The 17,864-nt window shown below is 44.4% G+C and carries 16 protein-coding genes and 1 tRNA gene; 3 read left to right on the plus strand and 14 right to left on the minus strand.

Going from position 1 to position 17,864, the window contains the following annotated elements; genetic code table 11:
• Window positions 1–2: 2 nt before the first annotated feature.
• The 6 genes from MKX74_RS21310 to MKX74_RS21335 form a co-directional block, all read right to left on the minus strand.
• Window positions 3–2,048 carry a SpoIID/LytB domain-containing protein gene (locus MKX74_RS21310; RefSeq protein ID WP_341180632.1) on the minus strand — a complete coding sequence of 682 codons (2,046 nt, stop codon included), beginning with the start codon at window positions 2,046–2,048 and terminating at the stop codon, window positions 3–5.
• Window positions 2,049–2,204: 156 nt separating this feature from the next.
• A complete protein-coding gene (gene ruvB, locus MKX74_RS21315; RefSeq protein ID WP_341179769.1) occupies window positions 2,205–3,212 on the minus strand; it encodes a Holliday junction branch migration DNA helicase RuvB in 1,008 nt (335 codons plus the stop codon).
• Window positions 3,213–3,295: 83 nt separating this feature from the next.
• Entirely contained in the window at window positions 3,296–3,910 is a 615-nt protein-coding gene (gene ruvA, locus MKX74_RS21320) for a Holliday junction branch migration protein RuvA (RefSeq protein WP_018887733.1), read from the minus strand.
• Window positions 3,907–4,410 (minus strand): crossover junction endodeoxyribonuclease RuvC, encoded by a 504-nt coding sequence (gene ruvC, locus MKX74_RS21325; protein ID WP_341179770.1) that lies wholly within the window; start codon window positions 4,408–4,410, stop codon window positions 3,907–3,909. Before ruvC ends, ruvA begins: the two co-directional genes overlap by 4 nt.
• Before the next feature lie 213 nt (window positions 4,411–4,623).
• Window positions 4,624–5,325 (minus strand): BofC C-terminal domain-containing protein, encoded by a 702-nt coding sequence (locus tag MKX74_RS21330; RefSeq protein WP_341179771.1) that lies wholly within the window; start codon window positions 5,323–5,325, stop codon window positions 4,624–4,626.
• 118 nt (window positions 5,326–5,443) lie between these two features.
• Window positions 5,444–5,517 (minus strand) — tRNA-Pro (locus tag MKX74_RS21335).
• 230 nt (window positions 5,518–5,747) lie between these two features.
• On the opposite strand from MKX74_RS21335, the gene MKX74_RS21340 reads away from it, so the two are divergent.
• Window positions 5,748–6,347 carry a TetR/AcrR family transcriptional regulator gene (locus MKX74_RS21340; RefSeq protein WP_018887730.1) on the plus strand — a complete coding sequence of 200 codons (600 nt, stop codon included), beginning with the start codon at window positions 5,748–5,750 and terminating at the stop codon, window positions 6,345–6,347.
• Window positions 6,348–6,410: 63 nt separating this feature from the next.
• Entirely contained in the window at window positions 6,411–7,628 is a 1,218-nt protein-coding gene (locus MKX74_RS21345) for an MFS transporter (RefSeq protein WP_341179772.1), read from the plus strand.
• Window positions 7,629–7,694: 66 nt separating this feature from the next.
• Here the strand turns inward: MKX74_RS21345 and MKX74_RS21350 are convergent, their stop codons facing one another.
• The 5 genes from MKX74_RS21350 to MKX74_RS21370 form a co-directional block, all read right to left on the minus strand.
• Window positions 7,695–8,645, minus strand: a complete 951-nt coding sequence (locus tag MKX74_RS21350) for a VanZ family protein (RefSeq protein WP_341179773.1) — start codon at window positions 8,643–8,645, stop codon at window positions 7,695–7,697.
• Window positions 8,646–8,686: 41 nt separating this feature from the next.
• Window positions 8,687–9,913, minus strand: coding sequence for a M16 family metallopeptidase (locus MKX74_RS21355; RefSeq protein WP_341179774.1), 1,227 nt, complete (start codon window positions 9,911–9,913; stop codon window positions 8,687–8,689).
• Window positions 9,910–11,721, minus strand: a complete 1,812-nt coding sequence (locus MKX74_RS21360; RefSeq protein ID WP_341179775.1) for an ABC transporter ATP-binding protein — start codon at window positions 11,719–11,721, stop codon at window positions 9,910–9,912. Before MKX74_RS21360 ends, MKX74_RS21355 begins: the two co-directional genes overlap by 4 nt.
• A 127-nt stretch (window positions 11,722–11,848) precedes the next feature.
• Window positions 11,849–11,977: a hypothetical protein gene (locus MKX74_RS21365; RefSeq protein ID WP_341179776.1), complete on the minus strand. Its 129-nt coding sequence runs from the start codon at window positions 11,975–11,977 to the stop codon at window positions 11,849–11,851.
• A gap of 155 nt (window positions 11,978–12,132) precedes the next feature.
• Window positions 12,133–13,680, minus strand: a complete 1,548-nt coding sequence (locus MKX74_RS21370; protein WP_341179777.1) for a radical SAM protein — start codon at window positions 13,678–13,680, stop codon at window positions 12,133–12,135.
• 306 nt (window positions 13,681–13,986) lie between these two features.
• On the opposite strand from MKX74_RS21370, the gene MKX74_RS21375 reads away from it, so the two are divergent.
• Window positions 13,987–14,724 (plus strand): LytR/AlgR family response regulator transcription factor, encoded by a 738-nt coding sequence (locus MKX74_RS21375; protein ID WP_341179778.1) that lies wholly within the window; start codon window positions 13,987–13,989, stop codon window positions 14,722–14,724.
• Between the two features lie 80 nt (window positions 14,725–14,804).
• Here the strand turns inward: MKX74_RS21375 and MKX74_RS21380 are convergent, their stop codons facing one another.
• From MKX74_RS21380 to MKX74_RS21390, 3 genes are all read right to left on the minus strand, one after another.
• Window positions 14,805–15,713, minus strand: a complete 909-nt coding sequence (locus MKX74_RS21380; protein WP_341179779.1) for an NAD(P)/FAD-dependent oxidoreductase — start codon at window positions 15,711–15,713, stop codon at window positions 14,805–14,807.
• 20 nt (window positions 15,714–15,733) lie between these two features.
• The gene (locus MKX74_RS21385) at window positions 15,734–16,636 is read right to left on the minus strand and encodes a class I SAM-dependent methyltransferase (protein ID WP_341179780.1); all 903 of its coding nucleotides are present in this window, start codon (window positions 16,634–16,636) and stop codon (window positions 15,734–15,736) included.
• An 826-nt stretch (window positions 16,637–17,462) separates the two neighbouring features.
• Window positions 17,463–17,855 (minus strand): RidA family protein, encoded by a 393-nt coding sequence (locus MKX74_RS21390; protein ID WP_341179781.1) that lies wholly within the window; start codon window positions 17,853–17,855, stop codon window positions 17,463–17,465.
• Window positions 17,856–17,864 lie beyond the last annotated feature (9 nt).

A 17,864-nucleotide genomic window follows, 5' to 3' on the forward strand; every position in this document is an offset into this window, starting at 1 on the left:
CGTCATTCCTTAACTATAGATACATTCTGGTAATAGTGTTGCAGAATATCCCGGTAATCATACCCTTCATCTGCCATTCCTTTAGCTCCCCACTGTGACAGACCCAGCCCATGGCCGTTGCCTTGTCCAGTGAACAGGAAGCCTTCATTTCGATCAACGACTCGCGCCTGCCGTTCTCCATTCATGATGACCAGATTGGAGCCTGCAGCACGTGAACTGCCGCTTGCAGACATGATCGTTGCCCCATCAGCGCCGCTAATATTTCCCTTTACGCCTCCAGCGCCTAATACAGTATAGCTTCCGGTCCCGCTAATATCAAATTTCGTGCTTGGTAAGCCGCCAAATGCAGAGCGGAATTGATCTGGATACTTGACGGACAAGGTCTGACCGTTCGCCTGTACTTCCAGCACGCGCCCCGAAGGACCACGCTTGGTCACATCCAGGAACTGAATCGCTGAAGGTAGCGATCCGGACACCTTCCCATTCAGGAATTTAAGAACCTCTGCTGAGGTATATGGGCCTCTCACCCAGGAATACGCACCTGAGCCTGGCACCTTGTCCAGCACTACTGCCGCCTCTCCCGGAACCATCTGTGCCACAGCTGCCACTCCAGACTGAATCTGTGGAATCGGGCGAACATTGGTTTTGTCAGCAGTCACTGTCATTTGGGACAGTCCAGCGGTTGTGACACCCTCAAGCATCCTGGCATTATCCTCGCGAACGTACCCTGTCTTCCCATTGTCTAGCAGCACGTGATACCACATGAAGCCATCGCTATTGGCGGAGGCATCTCCTGGGCTCTCCACGCTGGCAAACAACGTCCCGCCGCCGTTCCATACTTCAGATGGATCAGCCGTCATGCCTCCTGCGTTGGAGGAAAACACTGCTTCAATGATATTGTCGCCGCTCTTCAGCACCTCACCTGTTGTAGCATCCACAGCACGGTTCACACTGGAGCTTTCCGAGGCGACACCGTTATAGGCTTGACTTAGCGTGGTGTCGACTACGTCTGCGATCTTGAACTTGTTGTTCTGAAATAGTGCATAGCTTCTCGCCGCAACAGCCTGTGCTTTCAACGACTCGGCTGGCCATGAGGCTGGTACCTCTGCCCCTACCACAGAATACAGATATTGTTCTACGGCCAGTACATTGACTAGAGCGAGCTGACCGGATTGCTTGCTGATCTCGAAATCACCACGATAGCTTCTAGCTGAGCGCTCTACTACCTGAATGCTCTCGCCGCTAGTCTGTACAGTCAGTTTGGCGGATTCTGGTCCGCTGAGCATGTAATGACGAACGGTCTGCGCGCTCGCTCCAAGACCTGCATCCTGTCTGATTAGGATAGCAGGCTCACTCATATTGGCAGGACTCCAAGTCAGACCGGGTACAACATCTCTCACCTCCGCTCGAACTCCTGACAATTGGGACTCATTCGCGGCCTCTCCAATCCAGACCGAATAACGATCCCCGGACTGCAATACAGTGAACGCATCATATCCGGCTGCATTAATAGTAGCACGAGTCAGATTCGCCTCCTGCTCGCTGACGAAGCTGCCTGCGGACAAATATTTATTACCCGCCACTACAGGCATTTGTTCACCCAGTTGGGCAGCAGCTGTAGTGGCAGTTCTCGCAGCAGCTGAGGAAGCAGCCTGTTCACTGGCATACATACCTGTATATACCTGATACACTACCCGTCCATTCTTCGAACCCTGAATAATGAAAGGCTTATCGCTCGTTGCTTGCAGAGCCTTGGCTGCTGCTGAGGCCGTAGCGAAGTTAGTGGTCTCCAGCACCTTGACCCTGTAGCCATCCACACTGAATTTTATCGTCTGACCGGGAGAAAGGAATAGCCACGGCCGGTGACTGTCACCTGTATCCTGGCCGATAGTCCAGCTATCACCTGATTTCAGGGTAACGGCAGGTATCGTTGATTTATAAGTACTTCCCAAGTCCGCATACATCGCTACGCGAATGGTCTGGTCTGCCTCTGCAGCAAATGACGGGGACTGCACAATGCCACTTGTCATCATTACAGTCAGTCCCATGGCGGCACACGCAATCTTCTTGTAAATACCTCTGTACACGTTACTCCTCCTTAACACTTATCGCTTATCGTCAGTATCTTGAGCCAGATCAATTATGAGTGTTGATCCGCTCCAAGCGGCGAGCCCTGTCAATCACTGTCTATAGCTAAAAATTAGCTAGCCGTTCACATCAGGCATCGGAATACCCAGATGAGCATAAGACGACGGTGTAGCTACTCTGCCGCGTGGAGTGCGCTGCAGCAATCCTACCTGCAACAGATAAGGCTCATACACATCCTCTATGGTCTGACTCTCTTCTCCGATGGTAGCTGCTATCGTATCCAGGCCAACCGGCCCTCCTCGGAATTGATGGATCATGGCTTTCAGCATCTTGTGATCAATATCATCCAGACCAAGCGGATCAATGCGTAAGCGCTGCAGGGCATCCTCAGCCAGGTCAGCATGTATGATGCCATCTCCTTGTACCTGGGCAAAGTCTCTTACCCGCTTCAGCAGTCGATTCGCAATCCGCGGGGTTCCACGTGAGCGGAGTGCAATCTCTTCGGCAGCATTTCCAATAATCTCTATGCCAAGAATATCCGCGCCTCGGGATACGATATAGGCCAATTCATCCTTCGTGTAGAATTCAAGGCGGCTAATAACCCCGAAGCGGTCCCGCAAGGGCGCCGACAATAATCCTGCACGCGTCGTTGCTCCTATCAGTGTGAACGGTGGAAGGTCCAGTCTTACGGATCTCGCACTGGGACCTTTCCCGATCATAATATCCAGCGCAAAGTCTTCCATTGCGGGGTACATGACTTCCTCGACCGTCCGATGCAAACGGTGAATTTCATCAATGAACAGCACGTCGCCTTCCTGCAGGTTGGTCAGCAATGCAGCCAGATCGCCTGGACGTTCAATCGCTGGACCTGAGGTAGTACGCAGATTCACACCCAACTCATTCGCAATGATGTTGGCAAGCGTCGTCTTACCGAGCCCGGGAGGCCCGTACAGCAAGACATGATCAAGCGCCTCGGACCGCATTTTTGCAGCTTCTATATAAATTTTAAGATTTTCCTTGACCTGATTCTGGCCAATATATTCATTCAGGAACCGGGGACGCAGACTTAGCTCTACGGTCTGATCCTCCATCATAAGATTCGCTGATATTAAGCGGTCTTCCATTACTAATCGCTCCTCTGTATCCCATTGCACCTATACAGCAGGTGACTTTATCCTATAACGAATGCCTGTTAACAGGCTCTGTTCTAGCCAGCATACAGGAGCTTAAGCGCTCGTTTGACAAGCACGTCCGCAGTCTCATCTGCTGTAGTCTCCTGCTTCATACGGCTCCATGCCTGATCAAGCTCTGCATCCGTATAGCCCAATCCCTTCAATGCTTCCCTTGCTTCCGCCCAAGCGCTGCTGTCTGTCTCCACAAGCTCCGGCGGTGCGAATAATCCTGTTGCCATCGCTGCCGCACCAATACCATCCAGCTTGTCCTTCAGATCCAGAATCATCCGCTGCGCTGTCTTCTTCCCGATCCCTGGCAGCTTCGTCAGGAATGTAATATTCTCCTGATAGATCGCATTAACCACATGCGCAGGAGTACCACCGCCCAGAATGCCCAAAGCTACCTTCGGACCGATACCTGAGACGTCGATCAGCTTGCGAAACAACTGTTGCTCCTCCCGTGTCGGGAAGCCGAACAACAGGATCGCGTCTTCTCTGACGTGATGGTGAATATATACGGTCACTGCTCCATCCATCTTGGCAAAGGCATAGGGATTGGGGCAAAACACCCGGTAGCCCACGCCTTGTACATCCAGCACTACATATTCACCTTCCAGATGAACTACAGGACCTCGTAGAAAATCAATCATTTTCGCAATACCTCATTTAACTTGGAATTAAGTGTATAAGAATGCGCATGGCAGATCGCTACAGCGAGCGCATCCGCCACATCATCCGGCTTGGGAACAGCCTGCAGGCGCAGGTACATCCGCACCATCTCCTGAACCTGCTTCTTCTCTGCCTTACCGTAACCGACGATGGCCTGCTTGACCTGCATTGGAGTATATTCAGCAATCGGCAGCCCGCGCTGTGCCGCAGCGAGAATCAATACCCCACGAGCCTGACTGACCGACATCGCTGTCGTTACATTGCGGTTGAAGAACAGTTTCTCGAAAGCGACCGTTTCCGGTTTGTACTGATCTATAAGCTGAAGCATACCTTCATACACATGAAGCAGACGCTCCTCATCGGGGGTATGTGCCTCTGTCTGAATCGAGCCATACTGCACCGGCGTAATCTTGCTCCCGACCTTGTCGACTAACCCGAACCCGACAATGGCTATACCGGGGTCGATCCCTAAAATACGCAAAAACCATCTCTCCCTTGTCGTCCAGAGCGAACATATGTATCGTTTCATTTCATTATAACAAAAGATTAGAGGGTGGAGAGAAAAAGTTTAGGGGCTTACCCCCCCTTGCTATTGGTGCAACAAAAACTACCAAAACAATAGGCCAACCAGAAATTTTCTGGTTGACCTGGCAATACGAAAAAGGACCAGCCTCTATGATGGCTGATCCTGAATTTAGAATTCCTGACCCATAACCTTTCTGGTATGCTCGATTGCAAAATCGCTGAAGGTTGATAACACACTATAATACTCCTGCAAGTCTTGAACCCGAATTCCATCCTTAAGCTGCTGGTATACTCCCTCGGGCAGATTCGTCTCCATGGTGCCGATATCCAGCTGGAAAAATGTCCGAATCACCTTGTCCTTCTTGGGAGGTCCCTCGAAAAGCGTTAACTGCCCTTCCCTATTCATGCCCATGTATGCCTGCTTCTTGCACAAGGGGGACAAGTCTTCCACCTGTCTCTCAACCCAGAGCTCGCCTTTGGTATTCAAACGACCGTGCCAGTCCGGATGCTGCTCTAGCAGCTCAGCTATGGAGCCAGCCTTCAATTGTCCCATTCGGGTGGTCTCTGTCCCACAAATAAATGTTGTTATCATGTGTACTTCACGTTCAAGACCTGAATCACGAATATGATCAATGAGCTTTTTTTGCTCCAGCCCAAGCAGCTCTTGTGTATCCTGTCCTTCATCCATACTGGCTACTGCCATGACAGCCGAGGAGGTGTTCTGGCGTGTCAACAATTGCTCCATATACTGCGGCATCATTGTACCTGCCAAGCACCAGGCAGCGGCCCCGACTGCGATAAATACCCAGACGGCTTTTTTCCAGAATCTAAGCTGCTGCCGTATTTTTCTCCTTAATCTTGTTCGATTCAATGATATCCCCTTCTATCCGCTTTTTGCGTTATTGTACCCAGGGGACTTTCATTTATACAGATCTAAGAGAATAACAACAAAAAAAGAATCGCCTAAGCGATTCTCTTCGAAAAAATGATCGGGATGACACGATTTGAACATGCGACCCCCTGGTCCCAAACCAGGTGCTCTACCAAGCTGAGCTACATCCCGTTATGACATTATAGACTCAATAACTTTCAAGTCACTTCTCATATATTAGCACTATATCAGCAGAAAAGTCAATCGTTTTTTATCCTAATGAGCTGCATCGAATGGAATATAAGGTTTGCTAATATCGCTATGAGGGACTATAATACTGAATCAGCGTTCAGTATTATTTTCTCGACATAAGACATCCGTTCTCGGAGAAAATACTAATTCATGATTAGAGGTGAGGCTTAATGAATAAAAAGCAACTGCAGAGCGAGCAGACCAAAAAGAGAATTGCTGATGCCGCCCGTGCATTATTCATACAAAAGGGATACAACGCCACTTCCATTGAAGACATAGTCAAGGAGACAAATTGCAGTCCGGGGAACATTTATTATCATTTCAAGAGTAAAGAAGGGCTTTTTTTACATTTGATCGAGGAATCTGATAAGGAATGGGAGCAGCAATGGCTCGCGAAGGAATCTTCTTATGCTACTACAGCTGAGAAGCTATATGCTATGGCTGAGTATTTATCGCAGGAGCAGTTGAATCAGCCACTTGTCAAAGCCACGGATGAATTCTTTAACAATTCGGAGAAGATGTCCGATGCGAACGAACGAATCCAGCAGCTCGTAGCCAATTATGTTCATTTTAACGAGGAATTATTACAAAAGGGAATGGAGCGCGAAGAGTTCCGGAATATCGATCTTAACCGGCTGGCAGTAATCATGGATAGTCTGCTGTATGGGTTAAGCCAGCACTCTCGAGGTATGGATCAGGACGAGTCACAGGCGCTCTACCGTCTCGCTATGGATATTTTTCTTTACGGAATTGCTAAGCCGCAGGGCTAGCTTTTTCAGGTCATAATTTAGAATGAACATTCAGTATTTTGGAAAGTTAACAGGAGGATGAACATGTCTATCTTATTAAAAAATCGGGGGTCCATGCTAATTCTAATGCTCAATCTGTTTCTCGTCTTTACGGGAATCGGATTGATCATCCCCATTATGCCTACTTTCATGAATGATCTGGGTATCGGCGGGAGCATTATCGGCCTCTTGGTCGCTACCTTTTCGTTAACACAGTTTCTCTTCTCGCCCTTGGCAGGTCGACAAGCGGATATTTGGGGCAGAAAGCGCATGATTGTCATCGGTATGCTCATCTTCGCATTCTCTGAGTGGTTATTCGGGATTGCGACCTCTCCGGTATTATTGTTCGTATCACGTATGCTGGGCGGAGTAAGTGCTGCCATGATTATGCCTGCAGTTATGGCTTATGCGGCCGACATTACGACCAAGGAAGAACGTGCGGCCGGAATGGGCTTTATTAACGCTTCCATTACTACAGGATTTATTATTGGACCCGGTATTGGAGGGTATATTGCAGAATTTGGCATACGCGTCCCTTTCTATACGGCAGCCATCGCAGGATTGGTCGCTGCATTCATTACCTGGTTCACACTGCGCGAATCACTGCCTGCCAAGACAGAAGCTACAGATGCGCATATACCGGCTGTGATGAAGCAGCGGAGCAGTCTACTTACACAACTCATGAACTCATACCGCGAGCCATACTTCTTAAGTCTGGTCATCGTATTCGTGATGTCTTTTGGCTTGGCGAACTTTGAGACTGTATTCGGACTGTTTGTGGATCATAAATTCGGCTTCTCCCCCAAAGATATCGCTTTTATTATTACATTCGGCTCTATCGCTGGAGCTGTGATTCAGGCTACCGCCTTCAGTTGGATTCTGAATCGCTTCGGTACAAGACGCGTAATTTTGTTGTGCCTTCTTTTTGCTGGCGTGTTCATTTTACTCACCTTATTTGTTCATACGTTCTGGTTGATCTTTGCCGTAACCTTTATCGTTTTTCTGGCGATCGACATACTGCGTCCAGCAATTGGTACCCAGATGTCCATGCTTGCGAAGGATGAGCAAGGCTATGTTGCGGGTCTGAACTCGGCCTTCACCAGTCTTGGCAACATTGCAGGCCCTATCGTAGCTGGTCTCTTGTTCGATATCAATATTAATTATCCATATATGCTTGCGTGTCTCGTCCTTGTCCTTTGCTTCGCCTTTTCACTAAGCGTTGGACGACGCAATTATGCTATGGAGTCTGAATCCACGACTTAATCATCTCAGCTCTTATCCAAAGCAGCCTGTCAGCTTCATATACAGGATTATTGATTTCATGCAAAATCAATAATCCTGGCTGACAAGTATCATGACCGCTGTATCACCGTCTGGCTTGGACAGCCATACCCTTACACGAGTGGACGGTTCAGCTTCCTTCAACTTATCCATCAGTTCGGAAGCTGTACCCTTCTTATATTGACTAGTCACCTTATTTCGTTCACTGCTGACCTGTTTGAAGATAATCTGCGTTGATGAATTATAAGACACTGTTCTCTCAGCTTCTTGTAACTGCTTGTCATCTGGTGCACTGCTCATTACTGTTGCATATTGAGGATTGTTCAGTACCGTTAAGTTAGTTGTATTTAGCTGAATTAAGTCACCGAATAAATCAGCAGAATTCTCTTCAATACCTCCCAACACCTCCTTGTTCACATCTATGTATTCTGTTTGGGTCTGTAAAAATGGAATCAAGCCACTATCCGTCCACCATATCGTGGCACCGCCTCCGAGACCACATAACATAAATACGGTCACTAACGATACCAGAAGCTGTTCCTTTGTTCGTGACATTCTGCTAATTCGCTTATATATCCAGACTCCTATCAGGCCACCAATCGAATTTAGAATAACATCATCTATATCTGTACTACCCAATCCAAATGCATATTGGATGAACTCAAGGGCGCAACTACTTACTGCAATTAAGATGAGCTTTGTGCGAAGCGTCACGAAGCGTGGGATGTAGGAAAGAAAAATACCTAATGGAATGAATATGGCCACATTGCCCAATACGTTCTTCAGTAGACTACTCACATCCATATTTCCTTGAACAAAAGAAATAACTGTATAGCCAGGAATCCAATTGACACTTCGTAACGATATTGACGAACCTGTAATCAAAGCTGTTATAGGCACTGTTTTAAAGAGGATTATATATATTGCAGTCGCCACATATCCGCAGAATAGCAAATAAAATAGATACAGAAATATATTAGATCGTATTAACTTTGACATAGACATTACCTCACTTGTTAATCTGTTAATCTACAATTGCATCAAGAGGTGAATATGATCTTGTCGCTTGTACAATGCAGTATTCGAAGCATCGTTTCTACATCAGATAGCCTTATTCCCTCTATCGTTTCAATTAAAAGATTCATTTCCGTCTCATAAGACAGCAATGGACTTGCCATCATCACATGATCCAGACATTCATCTAACAGATCGGCTTGGGTCATACTCTCTATAAATTCGAGATTCGTGAAATGGCTAAGCAGGTTCTGCTGAGCACTCATAAATACATCGTGACATCCCCGGTCCACAACGGCATATTTTATTTTTTCCAACATCCGCTCAAGAATTCGATCATTCTTCATACCTCTATCAGAAAAAAGAGTTGTCTTCCATAGATCATAACGATTCAGAAAATTGATATATGAGGTATGGGCCACCATATCAGATCCCAGTGCTATATCCAGGCACAGAGCTATCAATTCTGATACACATTTACTTTTCAGAGTCATCTGATAGCTTCGTATTTGCTTAATATATATATCCATAATACCAATTTCACCCATTTGGGGCAACTTTACTTCTACACCGTTAAATGGCTTTAGTTCAAATTCATTCATAATTTTGAAACTGAGCTCTGGCATATATTTACCTTGAGGCAAATCGAAGTACCTCTGTACCTGCTTCTGAAATTTTGCAGTACAAAGGTCTCCCACAGCGATTACAGATAAATTCTCAGGTACATACCAGCTTCTATGAAATTCGACAACCTTTTCAAAATCCAGCTGCTTTACGTGGCTCAAATTCCCAATGGGCATTCTAGCCTGAAGTGGAGATTGCTCAAATATATGCCTATAGACCAAGCTTGGCCTCCTGCTGCTCAGAGCCGTAATTTCATCCATAACCTCCTCCTTAACCGCAGAAAAAAACGCGGAATCTAAATAAGTACCAAGCGCAATATTTCTTAATATGACGAGTCCCTGCTCTATGGAAGTCCAATCATTACTTAGCTCAATCACATACACCGTTCGATCAAAATCGGTATAGCCGTAACTCGTGTGGCTCAGAGTACTTGGATGCAACGCAAATTTGTCAAAGTTCATATTCATATGCTCTACCAGATGAGCTAATCCATTACGTTGTTCCGACTCCAACAAAGATCCGGCTCTAACCGCAAGACACAAGACTACTCGCTCCACTTGCACATCTGTCTCTCGAATCAGACAAGTAGACCCGTTCACTAACATGTGTTTTTGAATCCGATCTCTCATTCCGCAAGCAACCCTTCTTGGTACATCTCTGTCTGCATTCTATATAATCTGGCATATTCACCATCATGAGTCATAAGGGCTTCATGATTTCCCTTTTCCAATACAGTACCTTCTTGTAAAACAAGTATTTCATCCACAAGTCGTATTGTTGAGAATCGGTGAGATATTAGTATTGTAGTTTTTCCCTCCATTAAATCTTTGAACTTCCTGAATAGCTCATATTCGGCGTTAGCATCTAATGAAGCTGTCGGCTCATCCAGAATAAGAATGCTAGATGGTGACATAAAAGCCCTGCTAATAGCTATTTTTTGCCATTGCCCTAATGATAACTGCGTGGCATTGGACCATTCCTTATTCACCATCGTGGCATATTTTAATGGAAGCTGCTCAATAAACTCAGCTGCTCCTGATTGTACAGCAGCCTCTACCACTCTTGGAAAATTATCAAAACCGTCTATATCACCCAGTGCTATATTTTTCTCAATATCAAAGGGATATCTAATAAAGTCCTGAAAAATAACCCCCACTTGCCTGTAATAGTCTGTTGAGTCTATCTCTCGTAGATTGATTCCCCCTAGAAGAATGTCACCATGCGTGGGATCATACAGCTTCAAGATCAGCTTCATCAACGTCGTCTTGCCCGACCCGTTCAATCCAACAAAGGAATAGTTCTTGTTCGCATGGAGTGTGAAGCTAATGTCCTTTAGCACGAACTCATCACTTCCGGGGTATTTAAAATATACATGCCGAAATTCCAAGCAATCAAATGGCTCAGGAAATGGAAGCCGTTCCTCCTGTGACTTTAGAGAATCGCGCTCCAATAATGAGAATAAATTCTGAATATATAGCCCGTCATCATACAATGAAGATACCGATCTTAGCATGGCTTCAACTGAGGTATTAAAATTATTGATCGTGCTGATGAATAACGTCACATCGCCCACTGTTAGATTTCTAGACACGACCTTGAATAGAATGTATATCTGGAATCCATAAGCCACCGCATTCTCTAAGAAGTTGGTCATACAATTTTGGAGCATGAATTTTTTTCTGATCTTCTTATCTTCTTGTAGAAATTCATCAAAACGCTGAATGACTATATCCTTAATAAAAGCATGCAATCGATTCACTTTAATTTCCTTGATATTCTCATAGGTTGTAAGAATAGATTTAAGATAACCAATAAATCTTAATTGCTCGAATCGTTTGGTGAAAATTAAAAAAAGCTTGGAAGACATCCTGAGATTTACGAACAAAGAAGGAAGACATGCAACGAAGCTGACTAATAATATGAAGGGCCCAAAACTCAAAAAAATAACAATTGCTCCTGATATTGACGCGATATTCTGCAACAGAGTAATAAATGTTCTTAAAAGATTCATAGAGTGTTGGGCTGAATCATTGTTCACCTTTTGAATTTCATCGAACAGCGTTGAATCATCAAAATCCTTCATTTCCAGGGTTGCTACTTTATCCAAAGTCAATCCTGAGATATATTTATTCAAATAATCTGCCTGATTGGACTCTAGATATCTACAAATATTGCTAATGATATTATTGAATTGACCATATAAAAAGTGAACAACCACCCAAAACACTGGCTTGACCAAATCTCCATTCTGCAATGCAAGTACAACACTGTCCAAGAAATACTTCCAAATCATAGCTACAACAGGAATTGCTAGCCCTGATATCAGGTTGAACAAAATTAGCATTAAAAAGGTACTCTTGGAACTACGCCAAAGTAGTGTACATATTTTACAGAATAATTGTCTTAAATCCAGAGCTCTTGCCCCTGTTGTATTCATATTAATCTCCTAACCATTCAAGTTAGAAAAAACAGAACCACTATCACAATGCATAGCGGCTCTGTCACAAGCTCCAAAATTATTAGTAATTGAACATATTAGGCAATGTAAGCTTGGGCGAAATTGGCTACTCTGTTCGCATCACCACCAGCACAATAACAAGCACAACCGCCGCCGCTTCTGGATTTTGCAATATCGGCTGACACAGCTGCACTACCAGAGCAAATACAGCCATCCATAGGATTAATTCCTCCATAATATGCTTGAGTGTCCAGTTTGACGTTTCTACCTACAGGATTAATAAGTTTCATTTCAACTGCATCTCCTTTTCGATTAGGTTTATATAGAAATAACATTCTTGAAGACTAGTGAGATAATTACAAGAATGTTATTACTACCTTATTATAAGAATTATGAAATAGTTATTTCGTTTAAACACTGTAGCTTTTCGGGATTATTCTCTAGCAACTGATGGTACCTTCTCAAATAGATTTTAGCAGTAGCTCGTTCTGAGTGACAGATATCCTGCTTTCTATCCTCATTCAGCCCATCCTCTTGATAACACATTGCATAACATACTCCACATAATCGTGCAGCCCAGCAATTCGAGCAGTTCTCGATCGACTTCTTGCTGTAGTCAGCAAAATAGTGCTTGCTGATTGCCTCTATATCCAATCCTCGCTCAATATCACCTATGCCCGGGGAAGTGGACATCTTCTCACATACTCTATACTCTCCACTGGTAGTCACATATAATCTTCTCTGCCCTGGAAAGCAGCACCCATTCATGTGAATACCACGCTGTGGGGTATCCGTAATAACTCTATTATGAATGCGCATCAAACGAGTCTGGCCTACCTCATTTGCAATTCCTACCGGGTCATCATCCTGATCAATCCTATCATTAGCCCATACAGCCAAAGGGTCCGCAATTACATCATGGCCGTAAAACTCTTCTGGAGTAAGCTCAATTTTGTCAAGACCCAACGTTTGTAAATCCAGGGAGCCTTCCTCGACGTAATTAATATTAACCTTCGTCCCTTCTGGAAGCCACTCCAGAGTATTAAAGAAATCTGCCACTTCATTAATTTTATGTAAGCTATAAGGTGGACAAAGCACAGCATTAATACCAATAGAATGCTCTTCTTTGCCAGCAAAAGCTTGTGCAAGCTTCTTCATTTTTTCTATGGCTTTATCGTAGCTTCCTCTGCCATCCACCGTAACGCGATAAAAATCCTGAATATGCTGGGGCCCGTCCAGGCTGCACAATATGGAGCACTTATCCAGAGAGGTAAGAAAATCAATGATCTCATCGGACAACAGCGTCAGGTTTGTGGTGAAAGATACTGATATTCGTGTACTGCTCATAATGGCTTGACTATACTCAATGCATTTTCTCATTAGCTTAAAATTGATTAAAGGCTCACCTCCATAAAAGGTCAAGGCAAGTTCCTCACCTACGTGGTGGGATATGTAATCAAGAGCCTTCTGTGCGACGTCCCAGCTCATATCATTCATAGAAAAATTCCTGAACTGGTCATTCTGCTCATGATAGATACAATATTTGCAGCGTAGATTGCATTTCTCAGTCAATTCCAAAATAACTTGCTCTATACCACTCTCAATAATTGTAGGAAACTCATCCTTTTGAGGCTGAATAAAATCTGTAAATACAGGTGCTTGAAAAATGTGTTCTTGCTCGATCAGCATTATCAAATTATCTATGGCTCCCTCTAGCTCGTCCACAGAGAGTGGCAAATCATACAATAGCTCAGGACTGGAATGTGTTAATAGACAGTCAATAACAGAATACTCAGCCAGGTTACATTGGAACACCTTCCCGGTACCCGTATCATAGAAATACTTATACTGATCAGTCGTGAATAAGGTTCCAAGGCGTCCCCAATACTCTATGTTCAGCTTATGAAGTAATTCAATTTTTTCCGTCGTCGTCTTCATATCACCACGAGTACCCCTTTCATTTTGAAAAAGCAGCGAAGCACTTTGAACAGTTGATGATGCGCTTTGCTATTCAATAGTAGCATATAGAAATGTATAAATAAGGATTTAGAAGTAAAAAGATAGAAAATATTACCGAACGACATTTCATGTCAGGTTTTCAGGGAAGCTCGACAGCATGCATGACAACCGCTAAAAAAGTGAAAAATAAAAAATCTTCAATTTGGAAATTTATATAAAATTAATAATATATGATGATTATAGAAAATAATGTATAATATCAGAGATTAATAAGGAGGGATCTCTTTGTATAAAGTAGCCATTTGCGATAATGATGAGGGACAGCATCATCTTATCGAGAATTTGTTGCAGCGATTATCCGTTGCTACACCTTATTTATTCCATATTCAGCATTTTTTTAGCGGTCGTGAGCTGTACAACTACTACCTTGAAGATAACAACTTCCCATTTCATTTTCTTATAGTCGATATTGAACTAAAGGAGATCAACGGAATTGAAATCGCCAGAAAAATTCGGGATCTTCAGGATCATAGTGTTCAAATCCTATTCATGACTAGTCATCCAGAAGCGTTATTGGGTAGCTTCGATGTCCAGCCCTTTCATTATTTGCTTAAACCTATGTCCTATGAATTATTTAAATGTAAGATTATCATGCTCTGTAAATATATTAATAGTCTGAACAGCCAGTTTCTTCTTTTGAAGACTGAAGACGATTATATCGTACTTAACAAAAAGGATGTCATTGCAATCGTCAAAATAAAACATACACTTGCTAAAAATAAGCTTACCGTTATCTCCTCCGATCAGCATTATACAGTTACAGGCACCCTCACCGAGCTGCTAAATCGATTAGAATATCCCTTTTTTCTAATTCACCGTTCGACTATTATCAATCTCGAGCATATTTGCAGATTTACAAATGGCTTCGCATTAATGTCTAATCAGATTCAATATCCTATTGGTAGAACACAAGCTCGAAAAATCAAAGATGCTTTTACTCGCTATACGCTAACTCAGCTATAAGCCCTCCCTGTGATAACAAAGCGGGTAAAAGTAGCTCTAGTAGCACTACTTTTACCCGCTAATTTCAAGCAACTCTTATCTTACTCTTGCCATTGTTCCTCCGTCAGATCTGCCACTACGCCCATAGCTGCCTTGCTGCCAGAGGCGGCTGCATAGATCAATTGAGAAGGCATAACATAGGCGGAGTCGCCCGCTGCATAGATTCCCTGCACAGTCGTTCTCCCCATCGGATCGGTTACTACCGCCCCATTCTCGGCTATTTGATAGCCTAGTGCATCAGCAAAATGAGCATGATTCGGTATGAGTGCAGGCGACAGGAATCCCCCACTACGCTCAACGCTACTGCCATCTGTAAAATGAACTCGTTCAAGTATGCCATTTTGCCCCGAAAATGAGGCAACAGGCGTATCAATCGTTCGGACCCCTTTGAAAGCAAGGACTTGGATTTGCTCAGGTGTCAAGGCAGGACCACCACTCGTGCATACGATCAGATCTCGGCTCCAATTTAACAGCAGCTTCGCTCGATGAAACGCATCACCTGTGTCTGACACAATGACCAGCGGTTGATCCCTCAGCTCCCAGCCATCGCAGAATGGGCAGTTGAAGAGGCTTTTTCCATAAAACTCTTGAGCTCCTTCTATACCAGGTAGCTCCTCACGTAAGCCCGCGGCCATAATGATCTTATGTCCCTGTATATGTCCTCCTATAGCAGTGTGGAGATCAAAGCCTTGCTCCGAGCTCTGAATGTCCACTACCTCCTCCTGGATATGATGAACGGTCGGATATTGTAATACTTCCTCCAACGCAATCCGTCGAAACTCGGCGGGCTGAATACCATCTCGTGTAATAAAACCGTGTGACGCATGAGTTACAGCATTCCTTGGTCGACCATGGTCTATGAGCGCTACTGTACGTCTGGCTCTTCCAAGCACTAACGCTGCATTTAATCCTGCTGGGCCACCGCCTATAATGACACAATCGTATTTCATTTTTTTAATCCCCTATACCGTTAGATTTGTTCATCGCTGCTGTACATGTGTTGTCTCTCCAACTGAACGAGCACTTTGCCGAATCTTCCTCCCTGACGAATGCTTACTTCATCTGAAGGGTACGCTTTCTCCAGGTAATCAGACACGATGTTACGAACCCGTTCATCACACGACACCCCGAATAACGACAACTTGGTTATGGCTTCATCGAAGGCCTTTGCTCTGGATACGGTCTTCGTCGTTATCTCACGGGTAATTAGCGATTGATAGGCGTAGCCCTTGAGTAATAATAAATTTATCAGGTAAGCCATCTCCAAATGCTCTGAGCCTCGCGGCTGATCACTTACTAAAGGCCATATCTCATCAATGAGACTATTCTCGTGGGGACCGACGGACAAGCTCATATAGCAATATTTCCGAGCAACGCTCAGCACCCTCTCCACGCTTTCCCAATCAACGAGGACCGGGCACATGGATACAAACACGAGATCGTAAGCCTTCTCCCAGCCTTTGGCCTGCAGGTCGATTTGCTCAAAGGGCTCAGCAACGATTTCTACAGCTCCACTTGTGAGGCTCGATATATTTCCCTTCATCAGTTCAATAAGCGGTAATGAGGTTTCTACAGCTGTAACCTTGGCTCCCTCCTTGGCAAAAGGTACTGTAAAGCCACCAGAAGCAGCACCAATGTCCAGGATCGAAGCATCCTTAAAAACCACTCCCTGATGCTCCAGCCAGCTCATGATACGCTTAGCTCTGCGCCTTCCTTCGTCACTAAAGGCCTGCTCATTGAACGCCTTGGCCCTTTGATCCATCACATGCGCCGGGTCCATGCCGGCTCTCTTCATTCTGTTGACTGCTGTATGTGCATCCTCCCTCCACGCCTTCTCCCAGCTTAGTGCATTGAACCACTCTTTATTGTTCATAATCGTTTCTCCCTTCATTCATTTGTAGATTTAAAAGACTCCCAATATCTATAATACAAACAAAAAAATAATCATTCTTCATAAATAGTCATCTCTGTAGTTCTCCTTTCTCTATAATAAATTAAAAGATTTAAAAGACTCTTTATATCCTTAATACGATTAAAAAAATTAGGTTTGAAAACAGCGCTTGTTACAGCGAAATCTTAACGGAATTAGCCAAGTCAGACATCTTCTTGTTTTTCAGACACGTCTCCATCGCCCTTCGGCCTTAATCACTGAACTTGACCCATGGCAGAATTTTAGATAGGTACGTAGAGGAGATCTATTGACGACGCTCTGCCAGCTGCTGGACACGGATACGTTTTTCTGGAGTAGTTGCCACAATAAAAAGCATCGTCTGGAGTGCATAGTTCGTTACTAGTTCGTTACTAGTTCGTTACTAGTTCGTTGCTAGTTCGCTGCTTTTGAGAAATTCGCAAGCTGTTTTCAGTTTATTACAGATTATATATATCTACAATAACTCTTATTCATTTTAATGTCAACATGCCTGAAGCAGTCATTGTCATAATAACGTACAGGCTCAAAGAAAGTACGAACATAAATAGTACAGACATAAAAAGCACAAACACAAAAAAGCCACAAGGAATTCAATTCCTTGTGGCCTCTTGTCGAAGATCTATGATACATACGCAGACTCTGGACTTTTATACAGTACTAACGTTATCTGAAGCTTAGCCTCGACAAGTATCCGCCAATACGGATTGAATAACGAGCTAAATGTGGTGATTGAAATGTGAAGAATGAATGTATAAGTGGGTGTACTGATTTAATCAGTATGTGCAACCGCCCGAATTTCGACAAGCTGATGAGGAAACGCTAAACCTGATACTCCGACGAGAGTCACCGCTGGACGATGCTCGCCTACATACTCTTTGTACAGACCAACGCACTGCTGAAAGTGCTCTTGTGGGTGGGTCAAGAAGATCTCTAATTCGGCAATATTTGCTCTAGCAACACCAAATCCAGCTAACACTCGATCCAGGTTTTCCAGCGACTGTCGTGTCTGCGCCTCAACATCTCCCTCGCCAACGAAGTTCCCCTCCATATCATGGGAAAATTGCCCGGAGATATAAATCGTCCCATGGATGCTATAGCCTTGAGTAACACCAAAATCCTCTTCCCATGCGACACCGTGATTATAAATTTGAGCTGTTGTCATACTATCCTC

The sequence above is a fragment of the Paenibacillus sp. FSL K6-1230 genome, assembly GCF_038002385.1.
GTDB classification, from domain to species: Bacteria; Bacillota; Bacilli; order Paenibacillales; family Paenibacillaceae; genus Paenibacillus; species Paenibacillus massiliensis.

Coding starts and splice junctions, on each gene's coding strand:
- MKX74_RS21310 (WP_341180632.1), bottom strand. CDS start 2,048: ATGGGACTGACTGTAATGATGACAAGTGGCATTGTGCAGTCCCCGTCA.
- ruvB (WP_341179769.1), bottom strand. CDS start 3,212: ATGGAAGACCGCTTAATATCAGCGAATCTTATGATGGAGGATCAGACC.
- ruvA (WP_018887733.1), bottom strand. CDS start 3,910: ATGATTGATTTTCTACGAGGTCCTGTAGTTCATCTGGAAGGTGAATAT.
- MKX74_RS21340 (WP_018887730.1), top strand. CDS start 5,748: ATGAATAAAAAGCAACTGCAGAGCGAGCAGACCAAAAAGAGAATTGCT.
- MKX74_RS21345 (WP_341179772.1), top strand. CDS start 6,411: ATGTCTATCTTATTAAAAAATCGGGGGTCCATGCTAATTCTAATGCTC.
- MKX74_RS21350 (WP_341179773.1), bottom strand. CDS start 8,645: ATGTCAAAGTTAATACGATCTAATATATTTCTGTATCTATTTTATTTG.
- MKX74_RS21355 (WP_341179774.1), bottom strand. CDS start 9,913: ATGAGAGATCGGATTCAAAAACACATGTTAGTGAACGGGTCTACTTGT.
- MKX74_RS21360 (WP_341179775.1), bottom strand. CDS start 11,721: ATGAATACAACAGGGGCAAGAGCTCTGGATTTAAGACAATTATTCTGT.
- MKX74_RS21365 (WP_341179776.1), bottom strand. CDS start 11,977: ATGGAGGAATTAATCCTATGGATGGCTGTATTTGCTCTGGTAGTGCAG.
- MKX74_RS21370 (WP_341179777.1), bottom strand. CDS start 13,680: ATGAAGACGACGACGGAAAAAATTGAATTACTTCATAAGCTGAACATA.
- MKX74_RS21380 (WP_341179779.1), bottom strand. CDS start 15,713: ATGAAATACGATTGTGTCATTATAGGCGGTGGCCCAGCAGGATTAAAT.
- MKX74_RS21385 (WP_341179780.1), bottom strand. CDS start 16,636: ATGAACAATAAAGAGTGGTTCAATGCACTAAGCTGGGAGAAGGCGTGG.
- MKX74_RS21390 (WP_341179781.1), bottom strand. CDS start 17,855: ATGACAACAGCTCAAATTTATAATCACGGTGTCGCATGGGAAGAGGAT.